The sequence below is a fragment of the Enterobacter sp. MGH120 genome, assembly GCF_001037725.1.
GTDB lineage: Bacteria > Pseudomonadota > Gammaproteobacteria > Enterobacterales > Enterobacteriaceae > Enterobacter > Enterobacter hormaechei_C.
Genome location: NZ_KQ089940.1, coordinates 2,833,401 through 2,851,670, shown reverse-complemented (window position 1 = coordinate 2,851,670; position 18,270 = coordinate 2,833,401). Strand labels below are relative to the sequence as shown.

Sequence of the window (18,270 nt, the reverse complement as noted above, 5' to 3'; positions counted from 1 at the left end):
AAGGCGCGCCTTTCTGCGCGAAATAAGTCAGACAATAATGGGTGATTTTTCCCAAGGATAGCTACATCCCTCTGGTGGACATATCCACAGGAATACGCGCACCTGCAAGGAGAAGAATATGAGTACCGCAAAAGTTGTTGATGTCATCATTCGCAAAACGGCAGAGAAGACGAAATTAACCGGTGAAGGGAATCTCTCGGTCTCTATTTCATCGCCGAGCGTGATTGAAATTCAGGGTTCTGCTCAGGACGTGGTGCGTTATGTCCGCCAGGGGAATGACCTCCTCATTTATATGAAAGATGGCAGCGTGATCCGCTGCAATAATTATTTTGTCGAAGACACGGAAACCCATAATCATTCCGAGCTGGTATTTAACGATAACCAGGCGTTGACGCATATTTCATTTGCCGATGCCGGGGAAGCATCAGGCGTTGCCGCCACCGAATTAACCGCCCAGGCTGCACCCATTAGCAGCATTGAACCTTTCCTGGAGCAGGGAAGCGTCTTAAGCGATGCGCCGTGGGGCTGGATTGCCGGTGCGGCGTTAGGGGGCGGTGCGATCGGCGCACTGCTGGCTCACGGCGGCGATGGTGAAACCAAAACCAAAGTTATTGATAATACAAAAGAAGTCGAAAGCGCCACGCCGACATTTTTGCTGACGGACAACGCGGGTGACAAGCAGGGCGTGCTGAGTGCAAAAGCGGTCACGGATGACAACACCCCCACCTTCAGCGGTACCGGGCAGCCGGGCGCGACCATTCAGGTTAAAGACGGCAGCGGCAGCACTATCGCCAGCACCATGGTCGCGAAGGACGGCACCTGGACGGTAACACTCCCGACCCAGGCCGACGGGGAGCATACCTGGTCTGTCGTACAGATCGACGGCAGTAAAACGACCTCTGCGGGCAGTATCACCGTAACCGTTTCTACAGCGGATGCCAGCGTGACGCTCGCCACCACGGCGGGCGATAACGTGATCAACGCCAGCGAGCAGGCCGCTGGCTTTACACTGTCCGGCACCAGCAAAAACCTGGCCCAGGGAACGGCGCTTACCGTCACGCTCAACGGTAAAACCTATACCGCAGAAGTGGGGGCAAACGGCGCATGGAGCGTGAAGGTCCCTGCGGTCGACGCACAGGCGCTGGGCGATGGTACCTGGACGGTCAACGTCAGCGGAAAAGACGCGGCGGGCAACACCGTGTCCGGCAGCCAGACGATTGGCGTGGATACCGCCTCGCCAGTGATCTCTGTCGACACGATCGCCCAGGACAACATCATCAACGCGGCTGAACATAATCAGCCGCTGACGCTGACCGGGAAAACCGATGCGGAAGCGGGCCAGATTGTGACGGTCACGCTGAACGGCAAAAATCACACGGCGACCGTGGGCAGCGACGGCAGCTGGTCCGTTACGCTTCCGGCCAGTGAAGTACAGGCGCTGGCTAACGGCGAGCACACCCTGACGGTAAACGTCAGCGACAAAGCGGGTAACGGGTCATCCACCACCGCCGATTTCACGGTCGATACCGCAGCGCCAGTGGTCACTATCAACACCGTCGCGGGCGACGACATTCTGAACACCAGCGAGCAGGGGCAGGCGCAGATTATTTCCGGCCAGGCGAACGGCGCGGCGGAGGGCGACATTGTCACCGTGACCGTTGGCGGCAAGACCTTTACCGGTGCCGTCCAGGCGGACGGCAGCTGGAGCGTCGGTGTGCCTGCCTCCGTCATTGGCGCGCTGGGGGAAGGTAGCCACAGCATTTCGGTCTCCGTGACCGATACGGCGGGCAACACCGGCAGCGCGACGCACGGCATTACGCTGAGCGGCAACCCGCCGGAATTTACCCTTGACCCCATCAGCCAGGATAACGTCCTGAATGCGCAGGAGGCCATGCAGCCCCTGAGCCTGAGCGGGACCAGTAATCTGCCGAACGGCAGCGCTGTCACCGTGACGCTGAACAACGTTAACTATCAGGCCACCGTTGAGAACGGTCGCTGGTCCGTTCAGGTGCCGGTTTCCGACGTGCTGGATCTGGCGAATACCCTTTACACCGTCAGCGTCAGCGGCACCGACAGCGTGGGTAACAGCGGCTCCGCCGAGGCGAATCTGCTGGTAGACACCGTGCTGCCGCAGGTGATCGTCAACACCTTTGCCGGGGATAACCTGGTCAATAACGCCGAAGCGGCGGTTGACCAAACCCTCAGTGGACGCGTCACCGGCGCGGCGGCGGGCGATACCGTCTCTGTCACCGTGGGCGGCAAGAGCTATACCGCGACGGTTGGCAGCGACCTGAAATGGAGCGTGACAATCCCATCGGCCGACCTCCAGGCGTTTGGCGACGGCGATTTAACCTTCAGCGCCTCTGTCACCAATGCGCACGGCAATACCGGCACCGGCGAACGTGATATCAACATCAACGCCGAACTGCCGGGCCTGCGCGTGAACACGATCTCTGGCGATGACGTGATTAACGCCATCGAGCAGCAGCAGGATCTGGCCGTAACCGGCTCCAGCACTCATCTGGCCGAAGGCACACAGATCACCGTTACCATCAATAATGTCGAATACGTCACCACGGTTAACGCCAGCGGCAACTGGCAGATTGGCGTGCCGGCGGCGGACCTTCAGGCATGGACGGCGGGAGGCATGACCGTCAGCGTCAGCGCGGAAGATGCCTGGGGCAACACTGTGGCGGCTGAACACCCGATCGAGCTTGACCTGAATGCGGTGGCCGTCACCATCGATACCGTAACCACTGACGATATGCTCAACGCGGCGGAAAAAGGCGCGGATGTCACGCTTTCTGGTCAGACGCAGGGCGTGGAGGCCGGGCAGACCGTGGTGGTGAAATTCGCGGATCAAACCTTTACTGCACAGGTGCAGCAGGACGGCTCCTGGCACCTGACCGTTCCGGCGAGCGCGATGGAAACGCTGATCGACGGGCGTGCGCAGGTGAGCGTCAGCGTGACTAACGTCAACGGCAACAGCGCGGACGCCTCACGCGTGGTGATCGTCGATACGCAGCCGCCAGCCATTACGCTTGATAACCTGACCGACGACAACATCATTAATGCGGCAGAAGCGCAGCAGGATCTGGTGCTCAGCGGCAGCACAACCGCTGAAGCGGGCCAGACGGTCACCGTGACGCTGAACGGTAAATCTTACCAGACCACGGTACAGGCGGACGGTCGCTGGCAGCTGAACGTGCCTGCCGCCGACGTAGGCGCGCTGACCGATGGCAATGTCACCGTGACGGCCACCGTCAGTGACGTGGCGGGCAACAGCAGCAGCGCGGACCGCGTTGGGCTGGTGGATGCCACCGTGCCGCAGGTGACCATCAACGATTTCGTCACCGACACCAACACCGTTAACCAGCTGGCCCATGCTCAGGCGCAGATCCTGAGCGGCTCCGTCACCGGCGCGGCGGCGGGCGATTTGGTCACCATCACCATCAATAACGTGGACTACACCACCGTGGTGGATGCGGCAGGCAACTGGAGCCTCGGCCTGCCTGCGTCCGTCGTTCAGGGGCTGACGGACGGCACCTGGACCATTAACGTCTCCGTGACCGACCAATCCGGCAACACCGGCAGCAGTTCAGTGGATGTGGTGGTCAATACTGTGACGCCCGTTATCGGTATTAACACGCTGGCCGCGGATGACGTGATCAATGCGGCAGAGAAGGGCGAAGATCTGCTGCTTTCCGGTACCAGCAACCAGCCGGAAGCAACCACCATCACCGTTAATCTGAACGGTATCAACTACACCGCCACCACCGACGCCAGCGGCAACTGGAGCGTTACCGTCCCCGCCTCTGCGGTGAGCGCGCTGGGTGAAGCCAATTACACCGTGACGGCGAGCGTCACCGATAATGTGGGCAACAGCGCCGCTGCCACGCACGATGTACTGGTGGACAGCTCGCTGCCGGTTGTTACCCTCAACAACTTCGCGGGCGACAATATCGTCAACGCGGCGGAAGTGGCCGCAGGGCAAACCCTGACCGGAAAGGTTTCTAACGCGGCATCGGGCGATACCGTCACGATTATCCTCGGCGGGCAGACATACACGGCCACCGTACAGGACGATCTCACCTGGAGCCTGCCGTTAACCCAGAGTCAGTTAACCGCGCTCGGCAACGGCGACCTGACCGTATCGGCCAGCGTAACGAACGCGCACGGCAATACCGGATCGTCTTCCCTGGATGTCACCATTGACGCCCAGCTGCCCGGCCTGCGCATTGATACCGTCGCCGGTGACGACGTCATTAACGTTATTGAACACGCGCAGAACCTGGTTATCTCCGGCACCAGCACCGACCTGGCGGCGGGTAGCACCGTCACCGTGACCATCAACGGCAAGAGTTATTCCGCCTCGGTACTGGCGGATGGCACCTGGCAGGCTGCGGTTCCGGCCGCCGACGTCTCCCGGTGGGCAGACGGGTCGCTCACCATCAGCGCCAGCGCGCAGGATACCTCCGGCAACCCGGTGAATATCGGTACCGTTGTGGATGTCGATCTCGCCCCGGTGGCGATAAGCATCAACAGCGTGACGGACGACAACGTGCTTAACGCGGCAGAAAAAGGCCAGGATCTGGTGCTGTCCGGCTCCTCCTCGAACGTTGAAGCGGGCCAGACCGTTACCATTATCTTAGCGGGTAAAACCTGGACCACGACGGTCGATGCCAACGGCGACTGGACCTGCACCGTACCGGCTGCCGATCTAAGCGGCCTGAAGGACGGCGACGCCAGCGTACAGGTCAGCGTCACCAACGTGAACGGCAACGCGGCCTCTTCCTCGCAGGCATTCAGCGTCGATACCGCCGCGCCAGCGGTCACCATCAACACCATCAGCGGCGACAACATGCTGAATGCGGCAGAGGCGGCGCAGGATCTGACCCTGAGCGGGACGTCTACTGCCGAAGCAGGCCAGACGGTCACCGTGACCTTCAACGGCAATCAGTACACCGCCCAGGTGCAGGCGAACGGCAGCTGGACGCTGGACGTTCCGGCGGCGGATCTGGCGGGGATCGCCGACGGCAGCGCGGCGGTCACGGTGACTGTGTCCGATAAAGCGGGCAACCCGGCCAGCGCGGGGGCGTCCGTGCTGGTCGACACTACCGTGCCGCAGATTATCTTCAACATTGTGGCGGGCGACGACATTGTTAATATTGCCGAGCACGGCCAGGCGCTGATTGTCACCGGCAAGGTGACGGGCGCGCAGGCGGGCGATGTGATTACCCTGAGCCTGAACGGGAAAGACTACACCGCGATGCTGGATGCGTCCGGCAACTGGAGCGTGGGCGTTCCGGCGACGGACGTGGGCGCGCTGGCTAACGGCGATCAGACGATCTCCGCGACACTCACCGATAAAGCGGGCAACAGCACCAGCGCGACGCACGCGTTTGACGTCTCCCTGACCGCGCCGGTGATTGCCATCAATACCCTGGCGGTTGACGACGTGATCAACGCGACCGAAAAAGGCCAGGACCTGTTGATCTCCGGCACCAGCAACCAGCCGGACGGGACCCGCATCACCGTAACCCTGAACGGTATCAGTTACGCCGCCACCACCGATGCCAGCGGTAACTGGAGCGTCACCCTTCCGGCGGCAAACGTCTCGGTACTGGGCGAAGCGAGCTACAGCGTGACGGCCAGCGTGACCGATACCGCGGGTAATAGCGCGAATACCAGCCATAGCGTGCTGGTCGACAGCGCGCTGCCGCAGGTCACCATTAATGCGGTTGCCACCGACGACGTGATTAACGCGGCGGAAGTGGCTTCCGGACAAACCCTGAGCGGGAAAGTGAGCGGCGCGGCGAGCGGTGACACTGTCACGATCGGTATCGGGGGCAACACCTATACCGCGACGGTTCAGGACGACCTGAGCTGGTCGGTTAACGTGGCGTCTGACGTCTTAACCGCTATCGGTAACGGCGATCTCACCGTAACTGCGAGCGTGACCAATGGCCACGGCAACACCGGCACCGGCGAACGCGACATCACGATTGATGCCAGCCTGCCGGGCCTGCGCGTGGATACCGTAGCAGGCGACGATGTGATCAACAGCATCGAACATGGTCAAAACCTGATTATCACCGGCTCCAGCGACGGGCTGGCGAGCGGATCGGCGCTGACGGTCACCGTCAACGGCAAAATCTACGCGGCAACCGTGCTGGCGGACGGCACCTGGACGGCGGCTATTCCGGCGGCGGACGTCGGCGCGCTGAGCGCAGGCACGATCACCGTGACCGTTGACGGCCAGAGCGCGGCGGGTAACCCGGTTTCCATCAGCCACGACGTGAAAGTGGATCTGGCGGCAGTCGCCATCAGCATTAATCCGATTGCTTCTGACGACGTAATCAACGCGGCTGAGAAAGGCGCGGACCTGGTGCTGTCTGGCTCGACCACCAACGTGGAAGAAAACCAGACCGTTACCATCACCTTCGGCGGCAAGTTGTACACCGCGACGGTGGATGCCAGCGGCAACTGGACGGCGACCGTACCGTCTGCCGATTTGGGCGGACTGAAAGACGGCGACGCCAGCGTGCAGGTCAGCGTCACCAACGTGAACGGCAACAGCGCCTCGGCGGGCCGCGAGTACAGCGTGGACGCCACCGCGCCGACGGTGTCCATCGAGATCGTCAGCGACAACAACATCATCAACGCGGCCGAAGCGCAGCAGGATCTGGTCATTAACGGTGTCTCCAACGCCGAAGCGGGCCAGACCGTGACCGTGACGCTGAACGGCGTGGACTACACCACCACCGTACAGGCGAACGGCAGCTGGAGCGTCACCGTACCGTCTGCGGATATCGGCGCGATTACCGACGGCGATTACACCATCACGGCAGCCGTCGCGGATAAGGCGGGTAACCCGGCCTCGGCGGACCGCGATGTGCTGGTGGATACCACGGTGCCACAGCTGACCATTAACACCGTTTCCGACGACGACGTGATTAACAGCGCCGAGCATGCGCAGGCGCTGATTGTCACCGGTTCCGTGACCGGTGCGGCGGCGGGCGACGTGGTGACCGTCACCATCAATAACAAAGATTACACCGCGACCCTGGACACTTCCGGCAGGTGGAGCGTGGGCGTGCCTGCGGCGGACGTGAGTGCCCTGGCCGCCGGGGATTACACCATCACCGCGGCGCTGACCGATAAAGCCGGAAACAGCAACAGCACAACGCACGAGGTTGAAGTCAACCTCACCGCGCCGGTGCTGACCATTGACACCGTGTCCGGTGACGATGTGATCAACAGCAGCGAGAAAACGCAGGATCTGACCATCACAGGTACGGCTTCCGGGCTGGCAGCGGGCGCGGTGGTCACCGTGATGCTCAACGGCAAAGCGTACAGCGCCACGGTGGACACCAATGGCCAGTGGACCACAACCGTTCCGGCGAGCGAGGTGGGGCAACTGGGTGAAGCGCTTTACACCGTGTCGGCCTCCGCGACGGACAGCGTCGGCAACAGTTCCAGCACCTCGCACACCGTGAACGTGGAATCCGTGCTGCCTGGCGTCATCATCAACACCGTGGCGGGCGACGACGTGATCAACGCAGCGGAGCTGGCAACCGGCCAGACCATTAGCGGCACAGTGGTGAATGCCGAAGCGGGCAACACCGTGACTGTGTCTGTTGGCGGCCACAGCTACACCGCAACGGTACAGGACAATCTCACCTGGTCCGTCAGCGTACCGGAGTCTGTGCTCACCGCGCTGGGCAATGGCGATCTGACTGTGACCGCCAGCGTCACGAACGGCGTGGGCAACAGCGGCAGCGGCGAGCGCGATATCACTATCGACGCGAATCTGCCGGGCCTGCGCGTGGACACCGTAGCGGGCGATGACGTGATTAACAGCATCGAACACGGGCAGAATCTGATTATCACGGGTTCAAGCGACGGCCTGACGGCGGGCACAGCGCTGACCGTCACCGTAAACGGTAAAACCTATCCGGCTACCGTGCTGGCAGACGGCACCTGGAGCGCGGCGATCCCTTCTGCGGACGTGAGTGCCCTTGCCGCAGGCACGGTCACCGTGAACGTTGAAGGCCAGAGCAGCGCGGGCAATCCGGTGACTATCAACCATGATGTGACGGTGGATCTGGCAAACGTCGCCATCAGCATTGACGCCATCGCTTCCGATGACGTGATCAACGCCGCCGAGAGGGGTGCGGATCTGGTGCTCTCCGGCACCACCTCGAACGTCGAAGAAAACCAGATCGTCACCATCACCTTCGGCGGCAAGAACTACACCGCCACGGTGGACGCTGAGGGTAAATGGACCGCCACGGTGCCGTCTGCGGATCTGACCGGTCTGAAAGACGGCGACGCCAGCGTGCAGGTGAGCGTCACCAACGTGAACGGCAACAGCGCGTCTGCGGGCCGCGAGTACAGCGTGGATGCTACCGCGCCGTCCGTGACCATCAACACGATTGCCACCGACGATATCCTGAACGCCTCAGAAGCGCAGTCCGACCTGGCAATCTCCGGCACCAGCACCGCCGAAGCAGGCCAGACGGTGACCGTATCGCTGAACGGCAAAGATTACACCACAACCGTCAGCGCGAACGGCAGCTGGACGCTGAACGTGCCGGCAGCTGACCTTGCAGGATTAACCGACGGCAGCGTCACCGTGACCGCGGCCGTCAGCGACAAGGCGGGTAACCCGGCGTCGGTTGACCACACCCTGACGGTGGACGTCACCGTACCTGCGGTGACCATCCACACCGTGGCAGGCGACGACGTGATTAACGTGGCTGAACACAATCAGGCGCAGATTATCAGCGGCTCCGCCACCGGCGCGGCGGCGGGCGATAAGGTCACCGTTACCATCGGCGGCCAGTCGTACACCACCGTGCTGGATGCGGCGGGTAACTGGAGCGTGGGCGTTCCGGCCAGCGTCATTTCCGGCCTCAGCGACGGCAGCGTGACCGTCACTGCGTCAGTCACCGACGCGGCGGGCAATACCGGCAGCGGCACGCATAATGTGACCGTCGATACCGGTCTGCCGTCGGTCAGCTTCAACGCCATCAGCGATGACAACGTCCTGAACGCCGTTGAAAAAGGCCAGGATCTGAGCGTCAGCGGCACCAGCGCCAACCTGGCGGAAGGCACCGTGGTCACCGTGACCCTGAACGGTAAAAACTACACGGCGACAACTGCGGCAGACGGCACCTGGAGCCTGACGGTTCCGGCTGCGGATCTGGCCGGTCTCGGTCAGGCCAGTTACACCCTGAACGCGACGGCCACCAACGGCGTTGGCAACAGCGTGAGCAGTTCTGCGAACCTGCTTGTCGACACCGCGCTGCCAACCGTTACCATCAACACCGTGGCGGGGGACAACGTCATCAACGCGGCGGAAGTGGCGGCAGGCCAGACACTGAGCGGCACCGTGGCGAATGCCGAAGCGGGCAACACCGTGACCGTGACTATCGGCGGCCACAGCTACACCGCAACGGTGCAGAATAATCTGTCCTGGTCCGTCAACGTGCCGTCTGACGTGCTGACCGCACTCGGCAACGGCAGCCTGAGCGTGACGGCGACCGTCACCAACGGCCACGGCAACACCGGCACCGGCGAACGCGAGATCGCTATCGACGCTAACCTGCCGGGCCTGCGCGTGAATACCGTGGCGGGTGACGACGTGGTCAACACCATCGAGCACGCGCAGAACCTGATTGTTTCAGGCTCCAGCGACGGGCTGGCGCCGGGCACGGCGCTGACGGTTACCGTCAACGGTAAAGATTACGCGGCAACGGTACTGGCAGACGGCACCTGGAGCGCGGCGATCCCGTCCGCCGACGTGAGCGCGTGGCCGGAAGGCACCGTGAAAATCAGCGTTACCGGTGACAGCGCGGCGGGTAATCCGATCACCATCAGCCACGACGTGACCGTGGATCTGACTACCGTTGCCATCAGCATCAATGCGCTTGCCACCGACGACGTGATTAACGCGGCGGAGAAGGGCGCGGATCTGGTGCTGTCCGGTGTGACCACCAACGTGGAAGCCGGGCAGACCGTGACCATCAGTCTGAACGGCAGGATCTACACCACCACCGTGGACGACAGCGGCAACTGGACTTACACCGTGCCGTCAGCGGATCTGGCTGGCCTGAAGGATGGCGACGCCAGCGTGCAGGTGAGCGTCACCAACGTGAACGGCAACAGCGCCTCGGCGGGCCGTGAGTACAGCGTGGATGCTACCGCGCCGTCCGTGACCATCAACACGATTGCCACCGACGATATCCTGAACGCCACGGAAGCTCAGTCAGACCTGGCAATCTCCGGCACCAGTACCGCCGAAGCAGGCCAGACGCTGACCGTATCGCTGAACGGCAAAGATTACACCACAACCGTCAGCGCGAACGGCAGCTGGACGCTGAACGTTCCGGCGGCGGATCTGGCAGGATTAACCGACGGCAGCGTGACGGTCACCGCCTCAGTCAGCGACAAGGCGGGTAACCCGGCGTCGGTTGACCACACCCTGACGGTGGACGTCACCGTACCTGCGGTGACCATCCACACCGTTGCAGGTGACGATGTGATTAACGTGGCTGAACACAATCAGGCGCAAATTATCAGCGGCTCCGCCACCGGCGCGGCGGCGGGCGACACCGTCACCGTCACCATCGGCGGCCAGTCGTACACCACCGTGCTGGATGCGGCGGGTAACTGGAGCGTGGGCGTTCCGGCGAATGTGATTTCAGGCCTCAGCGACGGCAGCGTGACCGTCACTGCGTCAGTCACCGACGCGGCGGGCAATACCGGCAGCGGCACGCATAATGTGACCGTCGATACCGGTCTGCCGTCGGTCAGCTTCAACGCCATCAGCGATGACAACGTCCTGAACGCCGTTGAAAAAGGCCAGGATCTGAGCGTCAGCGGCACCAGCGCCAACCTGGCGGAAGGCACCGTGGTCACCGTGACCCTGAACGGTAAAAACTACACGGCGACGACTGCGGCAGACGGCACCTGGAGCCTGACGGTTCCGGCTGCGGATCTGTCAGGCCTCGGTGAAGCCAGCTACACCCTGAGCGCGACGGCCACCAACGGCGTGGGCAACAGCATCAGCACTACGGCGAACCTGCTTGTCGATACCGCGCTGCCAACCGTCACCATCAACACCGTGGCGGGGGACAACGTCATCAACGCGGCGGAAGTGGCCGCAGGCCAGACCATTACCGGTAAGGTGGCGAACGCGGACATCGGTAACACCGTGACGGTGAACATCGGCGGCAACACCTATACCGCGACGGTGCAGAGCGATCTGACCTGGTCCGTTAACGTGCCGGAATCCGTCCTGACCGCGCTGGGCAATGGCGATTTAACGGTGTCAGCAACCGTCACTAATGACCATGGCAATACGGGAACGGGCGAGCGCGATATCACTATCGACGCCAGCCTGCCGGGCCTGCGCGTGGATACCGTCGCGGGCGACGATGTGATTAACAGCATCGAGCATGGACAGAACCTGATTGTCACCGGCTCCAGCGACGGACTGGCGGCAGGCACTACGCTCACCGTGACCGTCAATGGCAAAACCTATGCGGCCTCCGTGCTGGCAGACGGTACCTGGAGCGCGGCGATCCCGGCAGCAGACGTCGGGGCCCTGGCTGCGGGCACGGTTACCGTGACCGTTGCAGGCCAGAGCGCGGCGGGCAATCCGGTCTCTATCAGCCACGACGTCACCGTCGATCTGGCAGCCGTGGCGATCAGCATTGATGCCATCGCCACCGACGACGTGATTAACGCGGCGGAGAAAGGCGCGGATCTGGTGCTTTCCGGCAGCACCTCCAATGTGGAAGAGAACCAGACCGTGACCATCACCTTTGGCGGCAAGTCTTACACCGCCAAAGTCGATGCCGACGGCAACTGGACGGCCACCGTGCCTTCCTCGGATCTTGCGGGTCTGAAAGACGGCGACGCCAGCGTGCAGGTGAGCGTTACCAATGTGAACGGCAACAGCGCGTCTGCGGGCCGGGAGTACAGCGTCGATGCCACGGCGCCAACCGTGACCATTGACACGGTAGCCGGCGACAACGTGATCAACGGCAGCGAAGCGGCTGCGGGCGTGGCCATTTCCGGCACCACCACGGCTGAAGTCGGTCAGACGGTAACCGTTAACCTCGGTGGAAACAGCTATACCGCACAGGTTCAGCAGGGCGGCGTCTGGAGCATTAACGTGCCGGCCGCCGATCTGTCCACTCTGGCGGATAACGGCTACACCGTGCAGGTGAGCGTGAGTGACGCCGCGGGTAACCCGGGCAGCGCGGGCAAAGCGATTACGCTCGATACTACGCCGCCGACCGTCAGCTTTAACGTCGTGGCGGGCGATGACGTCATCAACAGCGTTGAGCACGGGCAGGCGCAGGTCATCAGCGGCACCGCAACCGGCGCCAGCGTCGGCGATAAGCTGGTCATCACGATAGGTTCGAACCAGTACACCACCACCGTTGACGCCAGTGGCAAATGGAGCGTGGGCGTTCCTGCCAGCGACATTTCTGCCCTGACCGACGGCACCGTGACCCTCAGCGCGACAATCACCGACAGCGCGGGCAACAGCAGCACCCAGACCCATGACGTGGTGGTAAATACCGCATCGGTCGCGCTGACCGTCAACACCCTCAGCGGTGATGACGTGATCAATGCGGCAGAAGCGGGGGCGTCGCTGGTCATCAACGGCTCCAGCGCGCAGTTTGCTAACGGCACGCAGGTCACTATCACCCTGAATGGTAAGAGCTATACGGCCACTATCCAGAGCGATGGCTCCTGGACAACCACCGTACCGGCCGCCGACGTGGGCACCCTGGCCGACGGCGCGAGCTACCAGGTTTCTGTTTCGGCGCAGGACAGCGCCGGGAACAGCGCCTCGGCGACGCACACCATCAGCGTGGACACCACCGCGCCGGTGATTAGCGTGAACACGTTGTCGGGCGACGATGTGCTGAATGCGGCGGAAGCCCAACAGCCGCTCACCGTACACGGCTCTTCCAGCGCGGAAGCAGGCCAGACGGTGACCGTCACGCTGGGCGGGAAAACCTACACTGCGCTTGTGGCAAACGACGGCACCTGGACGCTCGACGTCCCGGCCGCCGATCTTGCCAACCTGAGCGAAGGCGCGCTGACGGTCACCGCGTCGGTGAACGACAAGGCGGGTAATAACGGCCAGACGACGCATACCTTAACGGTCGATACCGTCGCGCCAGCCGTGACCATCAGCACCGTGGCCGATGACGATATCGTCAACAACGCCGAGCAGCTGGCGGGACAGACCATCAGCGGGACCACCACCGCGGAGCAGGGCCAGACGGTGACCGTCTCCTTCAACGGCCACAGCTATCAGGCGACCGTGGCGGCGAATGGCTCCTGGTCCGTCTTCGTGCCGGGACGCGACTTCCTCGGACTGAGCGACGGGGATTACACCATTACGGCTACGGTGAGCGATAAGGCAGGTAACCCGGGCAGCGCAACGCACGACGTGACGCTGAACGGCGACGTGCCGACCATCGCCATTAACACCTTTGCGCAGGATGATATCGTCAACGCCGCCGAGCACGGCACGCCGCTGGTTATCAGCGGCACCACCGATGCGCCAACGGGCCAGACGGTGACCATTACGCTTAACGGTAAAACCTACACGGCTACCGTTCAAAATGACGGCACCTGGAGCTATACGGTCGGCAGCGCAGACGTGACCGCGCTGGCGGACGGCGGTTCGTACGTGATTAACGCGCAGGTGAGCAACGCCATCGGCAACAGCGCCAGCGATAACCATACCGTTACCGTGGATCTCACCGCACCGTCGATGGGGATCAGCATTGATTCCCTGCAAAACGATACCGGCCTCAGCGCGAATGACTTCATCACCAACGACAGCCAGGTGGTGGTGAATGGTTCCCTGACCGCGCAGCTCGGCAATAACGAGAAGGCGCAGATCAGCCTTGACGGCGGTACCACCTGGATTGACCTGACCGTCACCGGCACCACCTGGCGCTACACCGATGGCCGTACCCTGACCGACGGTACGTACCAGTACCAGGTGCGCGTGATCGACAATGCAGGCAACGTTGGGGCAACGGACAGCCAGGACGTGGTAATCGATCTGACGAAGCCTGCGGCGGCGACTATTACCGTGGATTCCGTCTCGCAGGATACCGGCCTGTCCGACAGCGACTTTATTACCAGCGACAACCAGATCAGCCTGAAAGGGACGCTCGGCGCGGCCCTGGGCAGCGGCGACCACGCTCAGATCAGCCTCGACGGTGGCGCAACCTGGACTGACGTGAGCGTCAGCGGCCTGAGCTGGACCTACGTTGACGGCCGCACGCTGGCCGACGGAGACTACAACTATCAGCTGCGGGTGATTGACGACGCGGGGAATATCAGCGCCACTACCAGCCAGGTGGTGACCATTGATACCGTCGCGCCGGACGCCAGCAAAACGATCGCTATCGACAGCATCAGCGACGATACCGGCCTGAGCAGCAGCGACTTTATCACCAATGATACCTCCCTGACGCTGCACGGCTCGCTCGGCGCAACGCTGGCCGACGGCGAATATGCCCAGATCAGCATCGACGGCGGGGTCACCTGGCAGAACGTGATCGTCACTGGCAACAGCTGGTACTACGTGGACGGCCGCACGCTGGGTAACCAGACCTATGACTACTACGTTCGCGTAGTGGATGCGGCAGGCAACGTAGGTGCCAGCGCTCATCAGCAGGTGACGGTCGATACGGTCGCGCCGGATGCGGCGATTACGGTTACCGTGGATAACATCACCGTCGATACCGGCTTCGACAATAACGACTTCCTGACCAGTTCGACCTCGTACACGCTCAACGGGACGCTCGGGGACGAACTCGGGGCGGGTGAGTATGTGCAGGTGAGCATGGATGGCGGCACCACCTGGGTTTACGCCACGGTAAGCGGCACCCGGTGGAGTTATAACGACACCCGCACCCTGGCCGACGGCGACTACCGCTATCAGGTGCGGGTTGTCGATCAGGCGGGCAACGTTGGGGCCACCACCACGCAGGACGTGACGGTGGATACCCAGGCGCCGCAGTACGGCATCACCATTGACAGCATCAGCGAAGATACCGGGCAGTCCGGGAGTGATTTCATCACCATGGACACCTCGCTGACGATCAACGGCTCGTTGGGCAGCGCGCTGGCCAGCGACGAGCGCGTACAGATCAGCCTCGACGGCGGTAATACCTGGATTGACACTACCGTCACTAACCAGCGCTGGAGCTATACGGATACCCGCGATCTGGCAGATGGGGATTACACCTACCAGGTGCGGATCATCGACCAGGCGGGCAACGTCGGCTCAACCTCTTCGCAGGTGGTAACGGTTGATACCACGCCGCCTGACACGGTGGGAACGGTGGTCAGCTATACCGACGGGGAAGGAGAACGTACAGGCACGTACGGCGCATCAGTCGCGACGGACGATACCTCGCCGCTGATCAACGGTACGCTTAACCGCGCTCCGGAAGATGGCGAAATCGTGCAGCTTTACCGGGACGGGATCTTGCTGGGTCAGGTCACGATGAACGGCAGCGCAAGCTGGTCCTATCAGGACAACGGCCTGCTCGACGGGAATCACACCTACATTCTGCGCGTCACCGACAAAGCCGGTAACTACACGGAATCGGATGGCTTTGTGCTGAACGTCGATACCAGCATCCCGACCACCACCGCGGCGATTACTGCCCAGACCACCTCGGATACCACGCCGATTGTCAGCGGTACGGTCTCCGCAGACCTGGTGAACGGTGAATATCTGGTGGTGACGGTGAACGGGAAAACCTACACCTCCCAGACCGGCGGTGCGGTGGTCGTCGACCCGGATCACAATACCTGGTATCTACAGATCCCGGACAGCGATGCCCTGAGTGTGGCGAGTTACGACGTAACCGCGCAGGTGAAGAGTAGCGCGGGCAACGGTAACACCACCGGTACGGCAACCGGTAGCCTGGTGATCGATACCACCTCGGTGAATACCGACTGGGCGACCACTGCGGGGAACAGCAACAACTCAACCATGACTCTCGGCATGAACAGCAGCGGGCTGTGGAATATCATTGCTAATGGACAGTCTTATTCCAGCAGCGATGATTCAACCTATGCCGGGAATACGTTAACTAACACCCGTAGCTACTATGTGGTGAGCCAGACGGCAGCTGACTTTGACCGTAACGGCACGCAGGATATCTTTGCGACGGAGAACACCTACGCGGGCTCTACTCAGGTGATGTGGACCTACGATGGCAGCAGCTACACCGCCAGCCAGCTGGCGATGGGAACCACCATCTGGTACGGCGGCGTAATTGCCTACGATAAAACCGGCGATGGCTATCTTGATCTGGCGTACGGCGATGCCGGTATGGACTCCCTGACCTACCTGGTGAATACCAACGGCGTTCTGTCGCCGGACGGCACCGGCGGGGAAGGTGGATTCTACGGCCAGTTCGATTCCGGGCGTGAAATCTCCGGCGTCGACCTGAACAACGACGGTACCGTGGACATCGTGCAGCACACCAACCGCAGCGGGGCGTACTCGCTCACCGTGATTAACAACAACGGGAACGGTACGCTTTCCATTGGCCAGAACCTGACCAACGTGTTTGTGGCCAACGCGGCGAATACCACCACGGCGGCCTCCATGACGTGGGCGGACTTTAACGGCGATGGCTACATGGATCTGTACCTCGGCAGCAGCTACAACAACAACGGCGGGGTGATTTACTACAACGACGGTACCGGGCAGCTTTCCACGACCAAAAGCGCGGTGGAAGCCTCTAACGCCACGGCGGGCTATCTGTCGGTGGCGGTAGACTGGAACGGTGACGGGCAGATGGACATCATCAAGCTCAGCACCTACGGCAGCTCACAGACGGCGACCCTGTTCACCAACAACGGCTACGGCTCGACCTGGACTTCAAGCCAGCTGGCTTCTGGGCTGGCCAACGTCACCGGCGTCGCCGCGGTGGACTACAACTGGGACGGTGCGCAGGATCTGCTGGTGTCTCAGCAGAACGGTAAGGTAGTGCTGGTGCAGAACAATGCGGAGATCGCTGACGGTACCGCGATGCATCTGCACATTGTCGATAGCGAAGGCATCAACGCGTACTACGGCAACACGGTCAATCTGTATAACGCTGCGGGCGTGCTGGTGGCCTCGCAGATCATCAACGCTCAGTCCGGCATTGGCTCGAACGATACCTCTGCGCTGGTGAGTTTCTACGGGCTGGATCCGAACGAAACCTACTCGGCGGAGATCGTGAAGATCACCAACGGCGTCTCGGATAACGTCACCTGGACCGGCCTGGACGCGGGCAACGGCAAAGAGGGTTATGTTCTCACCGCCGAAGCGGCCACCGGCGGCCACAGCGGAACCATCACCGGTACCGGGTATAACGACACCTTTATCGCAGAGGATGGGACCTATACCTATAACGGCTCCGGCGGCTGGAATACCCATTCCGACTACGACACCTGGAGCAATACCGGCGGCATGGACGTGGTGGATTATCGTAATGCCACCTCTGGGATAACCGTTGATTTGCGCCTCTCAACGGCGCAGGACACCGGATTCGGTACCACGCGGTTGTTGAATATTGAAGGGATTAACGGCTCCGACTATGACGACGTGATCACCGGCAACAGCGGTGATAACCAGTTCGAAGGCCGGGGCGGGAACGACACCTTCAACATCGGCAGCGGCGGTCACGATACGTTGCTCTATAAGCTGATCAACGCGTCTGACGCGACGGGCGGCAACGGTAGCGATGTGGTGAACGGCTTTACCGTCGGCACCTGGGAAGGGACGGCGGATACGGACCGTATCGATCTGCGCGACCTGCTTTCCGACAGCGGCTATACCGGCACCGGCTCGGCGAGCTACGTGAACGGCGTGGCGACGCTGGACAGCAGCGCGGGCAACATCGCCGACTACATCCGCGTTGTGCAAAACGGCAGCAACACCGAGATCCAGGTTGACCTGGACGGGACGGGCGGTCAGTTCACGCCCACCACGCTGGTAACGCTGAACGGCGTGCAGACGGATCTGGCGACGCTGTTGGCCAATCATCAACTGTTAATTGCGTAAAACAACGCCGCGGGGAGCGATCCTCGCGGCCTTTTGCGTTTCTTTACACGAATAGCCATAACCCTATATTTCACAAGATTATTTTGCGGGCTCGTTTAGACAGTGTTCGATTTCTAATCATCCCGGAAAGGTATCATTTCAGTGCG

At 61.8% G+C, this 18,270-nt stretch carries 1 protein-coding gene; it reads left to right on the top strand.

What is annotated here, in order from left to right:
• Window positions 1-118 precede the first annotated feature (118 nt).
• Window positions 119-18,124 carry an Ig-like domain-containing protein gene (locus tag SK54_RS13260; RefSeq protein WP_048247403.1) on the top strand — a complete coding sequence of 6,002 codons (18,006 nt, stop codon included), beginning with the start codon at window positions 119-121 and terminating at the stop codon, window positions 18,122-18,124.
• The last annotated feature ends 146 nt before the right edge of the window (window positions 18,125-18,270 follow it).

Coding starts and splice junctions, on each gene's coding strand:
- SK54_RS13260 (WP_048247403.1), top strand. CDS start 119: ATGAGTACCGCAAAAGTTGTTGATGTCATCATTCGCAAAACGGCAGAG.